The sequence below is a fragment of the Serratia sp. JSRIV002 genome, assembly GCF_019968725.1.
Lineage (GTDB): Bacteria > Pseudomonadota > Gammaproteobacteria > Enterobacterales > Enterobacteriaceae > Chania > Chania fonticola_B.
In genome coordinates this window covers 4,369,906-4,385,647 of the sequence record NZ_CP074143.1, presented here as the reverse complement: position 1 = coordinate 4,385,647, position 15,742 = coordinate 4,369,906, and the positions used below count along the sequence as shown (strand labels likewise).

Below are 15,742 nucleotides of genomic sequence, written 5' to 3'. Positions count from 1 at the left end.
GGCGAGGAGCTTAATTGGCCTGCTTGCTCGGCTGCGGGGTCGGTTGTTCCTGCTGTTCAGGTTCAACCTTTTTCAGCGCGGTCACTTTTGCCTGAGAGGGCTGGGCCTGAGGAGGCGTTTTTTGCATCAGCTGCGACTGGCCAATAAACAGGCCGCCTTTCTCGATGGAGATTTCGTCGGCGAAAATATCCCCGCGCATGCTGCCCTTGGGCTGGATTGACAGCGAGTCGGCGAAGCAACGGCCTTCAACCGGGCCATTGATCATGATCTGCTGGGCGCGGATCTCGCCTTTGACATGGCCGCTGGTTTCAATACGCACCATGTGGCTGCAAATGATGTTTCCCTCAACCCGACCTTCGACAATGATATTGCCATCGCCTTCGATCACGCCGGTGAACAGTGCACCATTGGAGATAAAGGTGTCTTTCTTGGCACGGATTGGCTTAATGGCGTCGGCAACTTCAGGCAGGGTGTTTGGCTCAGAGTGAGCAACCGGCTGAGGCACGGGCTGATCGATCAGCTCCTGCGCTTTTTCTTCATTAACGGCTTTATTTTTCTTATTGAATGACAGCATTTGATTCGTCCTTGTTATTTTGTAGATAAACGCCAGCGTTGCCAACAGTGCCAGGACCAAGGCGGCCAGCAGCGCGCGTTTTATGTAGATACCGGTGAAGCTGATCCCTGTCAGCCAGAGAACGATGGACAACGTCCATAATCCCCATATACACCATAATAAGTTGTAATTACGCATGTTTTTCAGGCCGTTTGAAGTCCATTCGCCGCGAAAGTGCGGGATGCCAGGCGGCAGCCAGCGTGACGGTTCCTGTTAGGCTATCCGTAGTAGCGAGTGATGATACCTAATATTGTCGCCTAATTCACCACTCGCTTGACCAACCAAGGATAATCTGAAGTGGCCACGCAAATTGTTTATTTGTGTGATTATTAAGGCTAAATTGATTTTGTGCATGAATATTGGGCGCGGACACAACCTGTCAAACAACTCAACGACAATACTCTGGCAACCGGCGTAAGATGGCTGGTCACTCACATCTGGAGGTTGTATGTCTTTATCGATTTATGCCCATTCCCCAATGCAGTTTGTCCGTGGTTTGCAGATCCTGTCGGCGTTACTGAAAAAAGGTGAGCAGTTCTTGCAGCAGAAGCAGCAGGCTGAAAGCGTGCTGTTAGAAGCCCGACTGGCGCCAGATATGTTTCCACTGCTGCGGCAGGTACAGATTGCCAGCGATGCTGCCAAAGGCGCAGTGGCCAGATTAGCCGGGCAGGAAGTACCGTCCATGCCGGATAACGAAGCCAGCTTTGCCGAGCTGCACCAGCGTATCGAAAAAACTATCGCCTATGTGCAGGGCTTCCAGGCAGCCGATTTCGCCGAGGCCGATGGCCGCAATATTGAAATAAAAAGCAAAACGCGTGATTTTCACTTCACTGCGCAAGATTTCCTGCTGACTTTCGCCCTCCCCAACTTTTATTTCCACCTGACCACCGCCTACAACATCCTGCGTAATCAGGGGGTGGAAGTGGGGAAATGGGATTATCTGGGCGCGAAGTAATTCTGGATCTTTCGGGGAGAGGAATATCTCCCCGGTTTACTGCTATTTAACCAATGGCCTATCGCCAGGCTGGGCAGTCTTGAACTTCGCCAAATACTGCGGCTGGAAGATGCACATGCGCAGCACGGTGCGGTATGCGCCGCTAACGAAGAATTCGTCAATCAGTTCGCCTTCCACCTCAAAGCCCAGCTTGCTGTAAATATGGATCGCCTTCGGGTTTTCTTTATCGACGATCAAATACAGCTTATACAGGTTAAGTACCGAGAAGCCGTAGTCCATCGCCAGTTTGGCGGCGGTGCTGGCGTAGCCTTTGCCCTGATGCGCCGGATCGATGATGATCTGGAATTCGGCGCGGCGGTGAATATGGTCGATCTCTACCAGTTCAACCAGCCCGACTTTGGCCCCTTCATGCTCGATGATAAAACGCCGTTCGCTCTGGTCGTGAATGTGTTTATCGTACAGATCGGAAAGCTCGACAAAGGCTTCATAGGGTTCTTCGAACCAGTAGCGCATGACGCTGGCGTTGTTATCCATCTGGTGAACAAACGCCAGATCTTCCCGCTCCAGCGGGCGTAGCCTGACGTTGGTGGTACTCGACATACATTCTCCTCGGTATTATTAATCTGGCAAAAGTATAACCTCAGGAGCTGATTGAAGGCGAAAAAAAACGGCACCGTGAAAGGCACCGTTTAGCTTGCGGTTAAATTGCGGGTCAGTCGGCGGCATAGCCTTGTGCTGGCAGGCGTTCACCATCCAGCCAGGCAGCGTTGTCGCGCATTGCCAGCCGCCCTTCGATAAACCAGCTCACCACCAGAGGGTATATGGTGTGTTCCTGGGTTTGCACCCGCTCAATGACCTCATCTTCCTCGTCACCGGGGAAGATCGGCACCTTGGCTTGCAGGATCACCGGGCCACCGTCGAGCTGCTCCGTGACGAAATGTATCGAAGTGCCATGCTCGGCATCGCCGTTGTCGATAGCTTGGCGATGGGTATGCAACCCGGGGTATTTCGGCAGCAGGGAAGGGTGGATATTCAGCATGCGCCCGGCATAGCGCTGCACAAACGCGTTGCTGAGAATGCGCATATAACCGGCCAGCACCACCAGATCGGGTTGGTATTGGTCGATAGCTTGCGCCAGCGCGGCGTCAAAGGCTTCGCGATCGGCAAAGGATTTGGCATCCAGCGCTTGAGCGGCAATGCCAGCCTCTTCGGCACGCTGCAGGCCATAAGCCTGTGCGTTGTTGCTGAGTACCGCCACGATAGTGGCGGCGATCCGGCCCTGTTGGCAGGCGTCGATCAGTGCCTGGAGATTACTCCCCTGGCCGGAGACCAACACCACAATCTTTTTCATCACTGGATGACCACTTGTTGTTCGTCAGAAGAAGCCGTCAGTTTACCAATCTGCCAGGCTTTTTCACCCGCGGCGGTCAATATGGCGATGGCTTTTTCTACCGACTCCTGTGGCAGCGCGATCACCATACCGACACCGCAGTTAAAGGTACGGTACATTTCATGGCGGCTCACGTTGCCCGCCTGCTGCAACCAACTAAACACGGCAGGCCACTGCCAGCTAGATTCGTCGATCACCGCCTGCATCCCTTCTGGCAGCACGCGTGGGATGTTTTCCCAGAAGCCGCCACCGGTCAGGTGAGCAATCGCATGCACTTCCACTTTCTCGATCAATTCCAGTACCGATTTGACGTAAATCTTGGTCGGCTCGAGCAGATGATCTGCCAGCGGTTTGCCTGCCAGGTCGGTAGTAGTGGGATCGGTCTTGCTCACTTCCAGGATCTTGCGCACCAGCGAATAACCGTTGGAGTGCGGGCCTGAAGCGCCCAGAGCGATCAGCGCATCGCCAGACTGTACTTTGCTGCCGTCGATGATTTCGGATTTCTCAACCACGCCCACGCAGAAACCGGCGACGTCATAGTCTTCACCGTGGTACATGCCAGGCATTTCGGCAGTTTCACCACCCACTAACGCACAGCCGGATTGTTTACAGCCTTCGGCAATCCCGGTGATCACGCTGGCGGCGGTATCCACATCCAGCTTGCCGGTGGCGAAGTAATCGAGGAAGAACAGCGGCTCAGCGCCCTGAACCACCAGATCGTTAACACACATCGCCACCAGATCGATACCGATGGTGTCGTGGCGTTTTAAATCCATTGCCAGACGCAGCTTGGTGCCCACGCCGTCGGTGCCGGAAACCAGTATCGGCTCGCGGTATTTCTGCGGCAACGCGCACAGGGCGCCAAAACCGCCCAGCCCACCCATGACTTCCGGGCGGCGGGTCTGTTTCACTACACCTTTGATGCGGTCTACCAATGCGTTGCCAGCATCGATATCGACACCTGCGTCTTTATAGCTGAGAGAGGTTTTGTCGGTCACTGCGCGATCCCCACGACGGTTTGCGGTTTGAGAACGGTGCTTCCGGCGGTGATGCCGGAACCAGGCGCGGCAATTCTAACAGCGCAAGCAAACGTTTGCGAGAACCATGTGAGCCCGCTCGAACTTTTCGTCTTCTATACTGTTGATCACTCTTTTGTTGATCTCGATCCGGCTATTGGTAGTGGCGTCGGGAGCAAAAGGCGGTATAATCCGGCGATTTTTTTGGCCGTCAACCACCTTAATAGGAGAAAAATGATGAAGATCGTTGAGGTGAAACACCCGCTGGTTAAGCACAAGCTTGGTCTGATGCGCGAACACGATATCAGCACCAAACGCTTCCGTGAGCTGGCTTCTGAAGTGGGTAGTTTGCTGACCTATGAAGCGACCGCCGATCTGGTGACAGAGAAAGTTACCATCGAAGGCTGGTGTGGGCCGGTTGAAGTTGAGCAGATTAAAGGGAAAAAAATTACCGTAGTGCCAATCCTGCGTGCCGGTCTGGGCATGATGGAAGGGGTGCTGGAGCACGTACCGAGTGCTCGTATCAGCGTGGTTGGGGTTTATCGTGATGAAGAAACCCTGGAGCCGGTCCCTTATTTCCAGAAACTGGTTTCCAACATTGACGAGCGCATGGCGCTGGTGGTTGACCCAATGCTGGCTACCGGTGGTTCGATGATCGCCACTATCGACCTGCTGAAGAAAGCCGGTTGCAGCAGCATCAAGGTGTTGGTGCTGGTCGCCGCTCCTGAAGGGATCGCCGCGCTGGAGAAAGCGCATCCAGATGTTGAGCTGTATACCGCGTCGATCGATCAATGTCTGAATGACAAAGGGTACATCGTGCCTGGCCTGGGTGATGCAGGCGATAAGATATTTGGTACCAAATAATAAATAAGCCGACCTGAGAGTCGGCTTTTTAATGCCCTTTGGATTGCTAACACTGGCAATCCATTGGGTATTAATCACCAAGCTAACACAACTGATACTAACTCAGAGGAAAAACACCCCATGACCCGTCGCGCCATCGGCGTTAGTGAACGCCCGCCGTTGTTCCAGACCATCCCACTCAGCTTCCAGCATCTGTTTGCCATGTTCGGGGCCACCGTGCTGGTGCCGATCCTGTTCAAGATCAACCCGGCGACGGTGCTGTTGTTCAACGGCGTGGGGACATTGCTGTATCTGTTTATCTGTAAAGGCAAGATACCTGCCTATCTGGGGTCCAGCTTTGCGTTTATTTCACCGGTGTTGCTGCTGTTGCCGCTGGGGTATGAGGTTGCACTGGGTGGTTTTATCATGTGTGGCGTGCTGTTCTGCCTGGTGGCGCTGATCGTCAAGAAGGCCGGAACCGGCTGGCTGGACGTGATGTTCCCGCCTGCGGCGATGGGCGCAATCGTTGCGGTCATCGGTTTGGAACTGGCGGGGGTGGCGGCCAATATGGCCGGGCTATTACCGGCGGAAGGCACCTCCGCAGATAGCACAACCATCACGATTTCACTGGTGACGCTGGGTGTTACCGTACTGGGCTCGGTGCTGTTCCGCGGCTTCCTGGCGATTATCCCGATCCTGATCGGGGTGTTGGTAGGCTATGCGCTGTCGTTCTTTATGGGCGTGGTGGATCTGACGCCAATCCGTGACGCGCACTGGTTTGCCCTGCCGACCTTCTACACGCCACGCTTTGAGTGGTTTGCTATCTTCACCATTCTGCCTGCGGCTTTGGTAGTGATTGCCGAGCACGTTGGTCACCTGGTCGTCACGGCGAACATCGTCAAGAAAGACCTGTTGCGCGATCCGGGCCTGCACCGCTCAATGTTTGCCAACGGGATTTCTACCGTGATCTCCGGCTTCTTCGGCTCTACGCCTAACACCACCTATGGTGAGAACATCGGTGTCATGGCCATCACCAAGGTTTATAGCACCTGGGTGATCGGCGGCGCGGCTATTCTGGCCATTCTGCTTTCCTGCGTAGGCAAGCTGGCGGCGGCGATCCAGGTGGTACCGGTGCCGGTAATGGGCGGTGTTTCCCTGTTGCTGTATGGTGTAATTGGCGCTTCGGGTATCCGCGTATTGATCGAATCCAAGGTGGATTACAACAAGGCGCAGAACCTGATCCTGACTTCGGTGATCCTGATTATTGGCGTTAGCGGCGCGAAAGTGCATATCGGTGCAGCGGAGCTGAAAGGTATGGCGCTGGCGACCATCGTTGGCGTCGGCCTGAGCCTGCTGTTCAAACTGATCAGCCTGTACCGCAAGGAAGAAGAAGTGATCGATGTGCCAGAAGAACGACTGGATCAAAAATAACCCATAAAGGCCTATTAGCCTGCTGGCCATTGATTATGCCAATATTACTCACCTTAACGGTGAGAATATTGGCTTCATGGACAGGCGATGTATCTCGAGTGCATCTGCAAAAGGGTGTCCGGTTATAACCGATTACAGTACAAGATCGGAATATCGGGGTCATAGATAAAATACCCTTGCTTACCTGCCAGGCGTATGGCGTAGCTTGACAAACTGTTTACTTTCGAATAAACATCTGGCACAAGGCGTTTTTCAATATTTTCAGGAATAGTGTCTCGGGCATATTTGTTGATATAAAGGGTTTTAAAAAAATACAACCCATTATCGTCAACTTGGTAGCTGACAATGATATCACGCCTGATATAGTACGTTTTCTCCCCATCATTATAGTTTGCGGTTACTGAAAATTTACCTCTGCCATCATCTTTGTTGCTATCGCCTTTTAAGTCTATTGAAATATTATAATTGGCGACTAATCCAGGTTTTGGGACGTCAAATTTCAAATAAAGATTAGATTCGCAAGAGATACTTTCTGTTTTGTTTTTTGAGTAAAAAAAATAATACGCTATGGCCAGGATGGCACATGTTAGCATTACTAATGAAATGATGGATTTAGTTTTCATAGCCAGACCAATGATATGATTTACAATTACTTCTAGCATCACCATCAATGCGATTATCACATATGAAAATAGATTCCCTTTTAATTTCGGGATTTCCAAAATAATACAAAGACTGGTTCCCTACTTTATCGCACTGTATGTTGTGCTTATCAATTTTTGATTTGATATATAATAATGTGAATTTTCCATCTTTCTGATAGATATTACAGTGTTGATATTTCCCCATTAATGAGTAATTTATTATTGGCGGGTTTTTAGTGTTGTAAACATAAAGTAATGAAACAATAATGAGGGTGGAGGCTATCACTAAATAATAGGTGCTACTTCTTTTTAATAAGCTGTTTTTTTGGGGGGGGAACGCATTGATTGCTAATGCCGGTTGTTCTTCTACCTGTTGCTGTTGTTCTTGATGATCTTCTTGTTTTACGTACTCGACTTCATCCTGAAATGGCTCAATAGTAAACTCTTGCGGAATATTAAACCCGGAGCGCGGAGTTGTTTTAATAATGTTTTTATCTAATCCCAGTGAGCAAAGGTGTTTTCTCAGGATATAGATATGCTGATATAGGGTATTAGTGCCTACAATGACACCTTTCTGTCCCCAAATGTCATCGATAAGCTCATCTGGAGAGACAATTTGATGATCTGCATCAATGAGTTTCTGTAAACATTTAGCCGCAGGGTTAGAAAGCTTTACTTTTACTTCTGGCTCATTAAGGTTGAAAACTTCCCCGTCAGTAATATTGTAAACTATCTTTTTATCTATCAAGTAGTAACCAACCATCTCAATCCTCTGAGCAATGAATGCCACCCATAATAATAGGATTATTCTCAGTGCATGTAAAGTCTTATCCGGATTTAATTTAACAACTATATAGTGGCTAAGCGTAAACCGACAACGTAGGATCGCCAGATACCAGTGCCTTGCTTTAGTAGAAAGTGCCGGAGGAGGGGGCCCTTACTCCGGCTCCGCATATTGCCTGCGTATCAGATGCGGGTGCAGTACAATAGTGTGGTATCGGCCTGGCCTACCAGATAGCCTTGTTTGCCAACCAGGCATATTGTGTCATCCGCCAAATCCTTCACTATATGTTTGCTTGGGCTTTGACAAGCGGGCTCTCTGTTATGCGCTTTTGAATTGATATAGCTCCAGGATAAATTATCAGAGGAGCTATAGAGGGGACAGTTTCCATTTTGATACGAAAGCGAGACATTATTTAACGGTTGGCGATCGCTATTAACCAACAAAATGATTAGGCTAATAATAAACGGAATGAAATAAAATAGCTTATGCCACCCGGATGAACTCTCAACCAGGGTCGGGATGCTAGCATTTTCTGCGCATCGCAATTCATCCTCCATCCGCTCAATAGTAAAGTTTGTGGATATATTAAATCCGAGCTGCGGCGTGGTTTTAATAATATCTCTATCTATGCCTAAAGCCCCAAAGTTTTTTCTTAACATATAAATATGTTGGTAAAGCGTATTCGGGCCGACAACCATTCCTTTTTGACCCCATATATCCTTAACAAGAGCATCTTGTGATATGATCTGATGCTTGGCATCAATCAGGATCCGTAGGCACTCTGCGCCAGGTTTTGACAGTTTTATTTTTAAATTCGGCTTACTCAGCTTAAAAATGACACCTTCTACGCTATTATAAACTATAGTTTTATTAATTAGGTAATCATTACTCATTTCAAGCTCCTTCATGTTAAGAATAGTCTGAAGGCGGTGAGTCTAGCATATAGAATATGCTAGACCACAGAAAGGATTACAGGGATATAAGTATCATAATCAGAAAGCAAGAGAGATAAGGGCTGAAGGTGTGTTTGCTGGCCGTCTTTTGTTAGTTAGGTTCAGAAAAATGCCGCCATGGTTGGCGGCATTGAAGGGGGATAATTATCATTCTTATTGCGTATGATACCATTGACTAGTTTGCTAATAATAATTGATGGTGAATACAACCTTGCTGTCTGCTTTACCGGGTGTCACTTTGTTTTCTGTCTTGATATACCTGGCTACCAATGGAATAGTCAGGTTGGTACTGGCACTATTGCTAACGGCGATCCGCTGCTCATTGCCGAGATTGAACAGGGTATTGCTAGCCTTGTTACCCGAAGCCAGCTGGATACCAACGCCGTTTGCCGTGTTGTTTGATGGCTCTAACTTGACGATGCCGTTGGCGGCGTTGATATTACCATATAATGCAGATAGCTTAAGTCCAATGGCATTACCGGTATATTTTAACCCGGAAATCGCGCCGGTTAAGTGCACCGTGTTAAAGGCATTATCGATATAACCATAGAACCTTGGGCAGTTGGTCATCTTGATTGAGGCATCACGCCATTCGCTTGAACCTTGTGCCATCATGTCAAAAATATCCCATGAGCCGAGATCGACAGTATAATCTGGTACGCTACAGGTTTGAGATATTACTTTTAAGCTACCACTAAATTTGACCGTATAGGGTTTCCATGTGAAAACCACGGCACTACCATTGGCTACGGTGTAATCATTACGAATAGTGACAGTAGGTAAGGAACTGCCGTTCACGCTGCCTGGGGTGATATTGCCGGTTTTTATCAATATCATCGTGATAGTTGTCCATACCTGTACATCAGGAATACTAGCCCTGGTATCACTGTACCACTGAAAGGCTGTGGCATTAACGCCGGTATTGCCCCTTGCGATAACCACGCCAATGCCAGGAATATTCGTGTTGTATATCTTTCCTGAGAAAGTCCCCCCCTGCCAACTGGACAGCGACTGCGGCATGTTGGTGAGATAAATATATTGCCTGTCCGTATAGGGGCCGCTACCATCACACTTGCCATGGGGTGCCTTGGCATAATCCTTGGTTGATGTGATATTTTGCCGATAGATGATGGAACCGACAGGCAGTTCATTACCCACGGTGATATTTCCTCCCTGTAATGGGAAGGCATCGGTTCTAACCGGTACATCGATCTTGCAGGTTAGCGCTAAACCAGCCGAACTGTAGGCAACCAGAACGACCAATAAGGCGTGCAAGCTATAGTTAGTTAAGGTCGATCGAATGCTTTCAAGCCACCCGTTAGTAAACCTGTTCATTGTTAATCCTCCCGGCAGATTGAATCAAAGCGGATAATGTTTTTAATGGTCGAGCCTGGTTGCTTAGGCGGTAAAATATAATTCAGCTGGCAGTATTGACCCGGTTGGCTACCCCACTTGACCGTAAGCTGGTCCCGTTGCTTTTCTACCCGCGCGTAGATTTGCCCCATCTGACCAACGCTGCCGATGTTGTTTTTCACACTGTCGAACACTTCGGCCCCAAACGGCACCGCTTCGCCATTAGCGCGTTGTGCCATGATCAACAGCGGTGTCCCTTGCTGGGTTTTAAACGTCACCTTGCTCACCGCACCTGCATGTGGGGCAACTTTGTCACTGGTATTTTCCAACTCGACCTCGTACGGCATGCCTTTTGGATCGATGGTGATTTCATTCATCTCATACGGGTTCAGATAAGGGACGGCGGCGTGTCCCCATGGATCGATGCGCACACCGGAATAGCCGCCGACCTTGGCGCCCGTCGCCCCCTTGGCTTCAACCACGGCGAAGGTATCGCCGGTATAAGGGGTCATGACAACACCTTGCGGCCAGGCGATCATCGTGCCACTCAGCCCAGCCGACGCATTCTGGTAATGTCTGCCCGCGCCGTAAGTGGCGGTCATATGGGTATAAGCTGAGCGGTAACCGCCGTTGAGCGCCATGCTGCTGCCCCCACCCTGGTTATAATGCATCGCGCTGGCACCGTAGTTGTATTGGTAGTCCTCCCCGGCACTGCCGGAAATCCCGACTTGTTGGCCACTTTGCCCCGTGGTGCTGTGATTCAGACTGGCACTCAGCGATGGTAGATTGGCATTTTCTTTACGCCCTAATGGCATGCTGAGGTTAAGCAGCCAGTTGGTTTCCATCCCGCCCCGCATGCCGCGAACGCGCCCGGCGCTCAGGCTGTAGCTGATATCGCGATACTCGTTGCTGTAGCCCAGTTGATATTGAAGATCGGTATTGCCTTGATTCCAGTAATCCTGGGTATAACCGGTGACATACATTTGCCCCCAACCGGCTGGCAGCCCCTGATTCATGGTGATATTAAAGCGGTTACGTGGCCGCCAGATATTGTCAGCCGACTGGCCGCGCTGCTCGGCATCGATCGCCCTCATGGCGGTCATATAGTCGTAATAGCCGGAGGTTGAATAGCGATAGGCGGCGATGGTCAGGTTGCTGTTGGTTGCCGGCAAGAACTTGCTGTAGCTCAACTGGAAGCTCTGCCCGCTGTTCATCCGCTCTTTGGTGCTATTCAGATGGACTCGAGCTTGGCTGATATCGGCGGAGAACGCGCCAATGGAGGTGCTCAATGCTGCCCCCAATTGCAGCGCATAGTAATCATTACTTGCCTGCAGGCCGCCGTAGCCGGTCAGGGTATTGGTCAACCCGCGCTGGTAAGTGGCCTGGACTAGAGTGGGGTTTGTGGACAGCGAGATATCATTGAGCTTACCCGCTACCACATCGTAGTGGTGGGTTCCTGGGCGTAACAACTGGGCGACTGATGCATAAGGAACCTGGAAGTTCTGCACACTGCCGTCTGCTTCCTTCACCGTTACGTCCAGATTGCCGCCAAAGCCGGTCGGGTACAGGTCGTCAATCACAAAGGCCCCCGGCGATACCGTGGTCTCATAAATAACCAGACTATTCTGGCGCACGGTTACCCGCGCATTGGTCCGTGCGATCCCACGGATATTGGGGGCATATCCGCGCAGGGAAGGGGCCAGCATGCGGTCGTCGTTGACTAGTTCAACCCCTCTGAATGGCAGAGTATCAAACACCTGTCCTTTGGTGCTGGTTTCCCCTAGGCGCACGCGACCCAAGATCGCCGGAATATCGCGTTCGACATAGTTGTTAATCGACTGGTATTGCCCGCCGATCCTCTGCTGCCAGTTATAATTCCCGTCGTGGCGGAAATACCAAGCGCCGATATTGATGCCTGCATTTATCCCGGTGTAGACCGAGTTACTGGTTTCTCCACGTGAGTGCGTGGTATAGACGTTGGTGTTGTATCCTAACAGCAGCGCAGGGATGCCCTTATCCCACAGCTCCGGGCTGACATAGCCGCGCGCGATATTTTGCATCATTGCTTGCGGGATGCTGATATCCAGGCGCTGTAATCCTGAGTCGAACGCCACCTGAGCCTGTGGGATCAGGTGGGTGAGTGGATAGCAACTTTGTTCATTGCGTAGTGCCTCGGTAAAAGAGGTTGGCAGTTGGCTGTAGTTAAAGTTGATTTTTTTCAGGATGGCTGGTGACAAGCAAGGTAAGACTTGCTTATCCGCCTGCTCGACAAACAACACCTTTTCGTGTGTCGCCAATTCGCCGTTAACAAAGATATCGGCCGGGTAGGTGCCTGGTGAAGCGGCCGCGCCGTGTTCAAAACGGGATAAATCAACCGCCTCTGCCTCAGACGAGCTTAGAAATATCGGGTCGAAACGCACGCTAGTTCCCGTAGGAGCATCGTTGCGCAAAATCGCTGGCGTATCTTCTGTGGCATGGGCCGCAGGCATGACGGCCAACATTACCATGGTAGCCAATAGAGAATAATGGAATGGATGACGCATAGTAGATAAACAACCCTGTTTATATTTATCCCAAATAAAACGACGGATTAAAGAACAGCCTTCACTGTTTTAACCGCCCCCCAGTCGTTAACGTATTCGTAGGAGATTGCAGTTCCCGCAGGTAAAGTGCGCGCGTCTTTCAGTGTGAAATGTTGAACGCCGCCAGGAGGAACCATCTCGCCTTCCGTAGAGAACGTATTTCCCCCTTGATGCACGACCACCGAGACTAACGAAACGTAATAGGCCGAGGAGTTGGCTGCCTGAAGTTTTCCGTTGCTAAATGACCAAACCAATTTTTCGGCGGCGTCGGCCGCTTTGGTGTTATCGGCAATGGCAGCCGGACGATAGAAGATTTTTATCCGGGTACGGAAGGCGACCTGCAGGCGATTGGGCGCGATATTTTCCTTCACTGGTGGAATTTCCAATACGTTCAGCCAATACACGGATTCTTTATTTTCAGGCAGCGCAGGAGATGCGGTATAACTCAGGCGCAGCGTCTGGCTTTTATTGGGATCGATGCGGTTAATGGGCGGCGTCAGAATAAAGGGTACGCGGATTTTTTCCGGTTTGGCATCGGAGTCGCCGGTATCAATCCAGCTTTGTACCAACATGGGAGCCTGTCCGACATTCGATAATTTAACGGTCACTTCCTTGTCATTCCCTGGATAAACCACGCGGGTCCCATTGACCACAATACTGGCCGAGCCAGGCAGCGGGGAAATCAGAAGAAAGCATAAAGCGGCCCAGAGTGTTAACGGGAATGATTTGCTGAACATAAATGCACTATCCTTGAACAATGAACAGGGAGGTTACCCTCCCTGATAAATCAAAACATTATTTGTATTGCAGGTTATAAACTACGCTACTGGTCACGGTACCCGGCGTGGTTTGGCCATTGGCATAATATTCAACGGCGTAAGGCAACAGCGCGGTACCCTTGGCCTGATCGATATCGATATAAGTCATATCGTTGACCTGGTTGGTGCTACCGATGTCGATGACTTTATAGTTGCCAGACACGTCCAGTAATTGCAGATCAACCTTGGTGGCGCTACCGCCAACGTTTTTCAGGCGCCCAGTGCCCAGGTCTACCGTATTGCCCGGCTGGAAGAACGCCGAAACCTTGGAATGGCCACCTGCAGTGCCGATCACACATTTGGAGATGTTCATCTTGAAAGAGGCACGGCCGGTGGTGTCACCAGCGCTGGTCAGTTCGGTTACGCTAACGGTGGGTAGAATGATGGTGGCATCTGCGCCCTGGCCTTCGATGTCCACGTCACAGGTGCTGTCAGTCAGCAGGCCATTAAACGTAATGGTACCGGTTGAGGCAGCCTGTACAGAAGTAGCCAAACCCAGTGCAGCCAGCAGAGAAAGACTAACAATTGTTTTTTTCATCTTTAAAATGTCCTTTATAGATCGAGTATCGTTACCATCATGGTAATACTTGGTGTGTAAGTAGGTTGTAGCGAACAATAAGTGGCTTATTAATTCGTCACGCCTCCTTTTTTAAACGTAAAGCTACGTTCAAACCTGTCGCCCATTAATACGGCTACCTTTAACGAGCGGTTAAATTATCTGACTTGGTTTAAATGACGGATTTACACGCTTCAGTGCAGTCCGAGGATTTTAACCTTCATCATCAATTCCTGATTGCTGAGTACGCCTAGTCGTTTCATTGAATTACGCTTGTGGGTACTAATCGTTTTAACGCTTTTGTGGGTCAACTGCGCCACCCGGTGTGGGCTATGGCCCATCGATAAATGCCGCACCGTTTCCCTCTCCATTTCAGACAAGTTCAACATTGGGGGGCTGTTTATATCAAACCGGCCCATTAAGAACAGCATCGATAATTTTTTTTGTAATTCTTGTTTTAATCTGGTGATGGTTATATCCAGATCGAACAGGCAAATGCTCCAGTCGGTAGGGGTACCTTGTAACAAACGCTGGCAGCGTTCAGAACAAAAAACGATGCTGGGTGTCTTCGGTTTTGGTCGGTTAACAAAAGGCAGCACGTCGGTCAGGCACTTCTGGCTGATTATCCATATGTCGATTTGAGGTATTGCCTGCCCTGGCTCCAAAGGCATGCGTAGCGGAATATCGGCCAAGACGCTTTCTACTCCATATTTAAAAAATGAGTCAACCCCATAAATATTGATTGCTGGCTTATACTTCATTTCTTCCTCAAAGATACAGTTCTGGCAGTGGGTACAATAGGGACCAGGGTTAATATTAACCTGGCTTACTGTTTTTAACTGCAAGTTGATAATCGGACTCTTGGCTGAGTGTATTGCTTGTTAGACCATTTTTAATAGTAAAGCGTTTTTATATCGGCCCTTGAAATACTGACGCCTTTGCTTCTGGATGTAATGATAATTTCTTCTGAAATACCCAATAACGCCAGTTTTGACTTAAGTTCTTTGAGTTCTTGCCACAGGAATTGGTTGGAAGATGAATAGTTCATCTTGCCAATGACCTCGCTTAGCAATTCCTGACGGCTGACATACTTGTCTCCGGCATGCTTGAGTAAATAGGTGAGTATGGCCATCGTCACTTCTTTTAACGAGACGATCGCGCAGGAGAAGTTGGCGCTAGGTTTGTCCGTGCTGAGACGAACTATCCTGTTATGCTTGACATCGATTTGCAGATCCGGCTCAACCCAGAAGCCAAATAGTTTTTTCCTATCCATTTCCTAAAACTCCTGTTATTAGGTAGAGAGCCTATCCGTTGGTAAGACAATTCTATGTTCATACTCATATAAAACAATACGTTTGATATCCTGATCTTAGGGTTTCCATTTTGTAACAAAATGGAGTTTTTGACTAAACAACTTCACTTTATTGGATATAAAAACCGCCAAATCAAGGAGGGCTAAATTTTGTGCTGCAACTGATCATGGTCTTTACCCTAGCATAAAATTTTAAAAATAAATTTAAATTGGTATAAAATGCTTTCTTGTTTTGTAAGTTTAATTTATTCAATTACTTATGTATAAATCTGCAATTGCGTTGATTCTTATTTTGTGGCCAATAATCTTGGAAGATTTATAGCCGTTTTAATTTCTGACTCATCAGAGAATACTGAACCTGTTCAAGCTGCGATTCCCGTTTGTCAGGCTCATATTACGGAGTATCCAGCGGTATAAAACTCAAAGTTTATCATTCTATCTCAATGAGATGGCCTAACTAACCTATAAGGTATTGGTGTAAACTAATTGTAT

The 15,742-nt window shown here is 49.3% G+C and carries 16 protein-coding genes; 3 read left to right on the top strand and 13 right to left on the bottom strand.

Annotated features, from left to right (window positions below; all coding sequences use genetic code 11):
* Positions 1–10 precede the first annotated feature (10 nt).
* Positions 11–706, bottom strand: coding sequence for a polymer-forming cytoskeletal protein (locus tag KGP26_RS20705; RefSeq protein WP_223664558.1), 696 nt, complete (start codon positions 704–706; stop codon positions 11–13).
* A 355-nt stretch (positions 707–1,061) separates the two neighbouring features.
* Between KGP26_RS20705 and KGP26_RS20700 the strand changes: the two genes are divergently transcribed.
* Positions 1,062–1,568, top strand: coding sequence for a DUF1993 family protein (locus KGP26_RS20700; RefSeq protein WP_209554887.1), 507 nt, complete (start codon positions 1,062–1,064; stop codon positions 1,566–1,568).
* Between the two features lie 42 nt (positions 1,569–1,610).
* On the opposite strand, the gene speG is transcribed toward KGP26_RS20700, so the two are convergent.
* From speG to purM, 3 genes are all read right to left on the bottom strand, one after another.
* A complete protein-coding gene (gene speG, locus KGP26_RS20695; RefSeq protein ID WP_037376386.1) occupies positions 1,611–2,168 on the bottom strand; it encodes a spermidine N1-acetyltransferase in 558 nt (185 codons plus the stop codon).
* A 112-nt stretch (positions 2,169–2,280) separates the two neighbouring features.
* Positions 2,281–2,919, bottom strand: coding sequence for a phosphoribosylglycinamide formyltransferase (gene purN / locus KGP26_RS20690; RefSeq protein ID WP_094982757.1), 639 nt, complete (start codon positions 2,917–2,919; stop codon positions 2,281–2,283).
* Positions 2,919–3,956, bottom strand: a complete 1,038-nt coding sequence (purM, locus tag KGP26_RS20685; protein WP_021807122.1) for a phosphoribosylformylglycinamidine cyclo-ligase — start codon at positions 3,954–3,956, stop codon at positions 2,919–2,921. The genes purN and purM overlap by 1 nt, the downstream gene beginning before the upstream one ends.
* A gap of 255 nt (positions 3,957–4,211) precedes the next feature.
* On the opposite strand from purM, the gene upp reads away from it, so the two are divergent.
* Positions 4,212–4,838 carry a uracil phosphoribosyltransferase gene (upp, locus tag KGP26_RS20680; RefSeq protein WP_024484908.1) on the top strand — a complete coding sequence of 209 codons (627 nt, stop codon included), beginning with the start codon at positions 4,212–4,214 and terminating at the stop codon, positions 4,836–4,838.
* 120 nt (positions 4,839–4,958) lie between these two features.
* Positions 4,959–6,248 carry a uracil permease gene (gene uraA / locus KGP26_RS20675; RefSeq protein WP_021178765.1) on the top strand — a complete coding sequence of 430 codons (1,290 nt, stop codon included), beginning with the start codon at positions 4,959–4,961 and terminating at the stop codon, positions 6,246–6,248.
* A 122-nt stretch (positions 6,249–6,370) separates the two neighbouring features.
* Here uraA and KGP26_RS20670 read toward each other — a convergent pair whose 3' ends face one another.
* The 9 genes from KGP26_RS20670 to KGP26_RS20630 form a co-directional block, all read right to left on the bottom strand.
* Positions 6,371–6,871 (bottom strand): hypothetical protein, encoded by a 501-nt coding sequence (locus KGP26_RS20670; protein WP_094982756.1) that lies wholly within the window; start codon positions 6,869–6,871, stop codon positions 6,371–6,373.
* Complete coding sequence (locus KGP26_RS20665) at positions 6,861–7,655, bottom strand: winged helix-turn-helix domain-containing protein (protein WP_094982755.1); 795 nt, start codon at positions 7,653–7,655, stop codon at positions 6,861–6,863. Before KGP26_RS20665 ends, KGP26_RS20670 begins: the two co-directional genes overlap by 11 nt.
* A 203-nt stretch (positions 7,656–7,858) precedes the next feature.
* Complete coding sequence (locus tag KGP26_RS20660) at positions 7,859–8,569, bottom strand: winged helix-turn-helix domain-containing protein (RefSeq protein WP_172413984.1); 711 nt, start codon at positions 8,567–8,569, stop codon at positions 7,859–7,861.
* Positions 8,570–8,812: 243 nt separating this feature from the next.
* Positions 8,813–9,964, bottom strand: a complete 1,152-nt coding sequence (locus KGP26_RS20655; protein WP_094982753.1) for a fimbrial protein — start codon at positions 9,962–9,964, stop codon at positions 8,813–8,815.
* 2 nt (positions 9,965–9,966) lie between these two features.
* Positions 9,967–12,525: a fimbria/pilus outer membrane usher protein gene (locus tag KGP26_RS20650; protein WP_223500203.1), complete on the bottom strand. Its 2,559-nt coding sequence runs from the start codon at positions 12,523–12,525 to the stop codon at positions 9,967–9,969.
* A gap of 47 nt (positions 12,526–12,572) precedes the next feature.
* Positions 12,573–13,301: a molecular chaperone gene (locus KGP26_RS20645; protein ID WP_094982751.1), complete on the bottom strand. Its 729-nt coding sequence runs from the start codon at positions 13,299–13,301 to the stop codon at positions 12,573–12,575.
* Positions 13,302–13,359: 58 nt separating this feature from the next.
* Positions 13,360–13,920, bottom strand: coding sequence for a fimbrial protein (locus tag KGP26_RS20640; RefSeq protein WP_021178761.1), 561 nt, complete (start codon positions 13,918–13,920; stop codon positions 13,360–13,362).
* A 212-nt stretch (positions 13,921–14,132) separates the two neighbouring features.
* Entirely contained in the window at positions 14,133–14,699 is a 567-nt protein-coding gene (locus KGP26_RS20635) for a LuxR C-terminal-related transcriptional regulator (RefSeq protein WP_094982750.1), read from the bottom strand.
* A gap of 131 nt (positions 14,700–14,830) precedes the next feature.
* Positions 14,831–15,211, bottom strand: a complete 381-nt coding sequence (locus KGP26_RS20630) for a helix-turn-helix domain-containing protein (protein ID WP_094982749.1) — start codon at positions 15,209–15,211, stop codon at positions 14,831–14,833.
* Positions 15,212–15,742 lie beyond the last annotated feature (531 nt).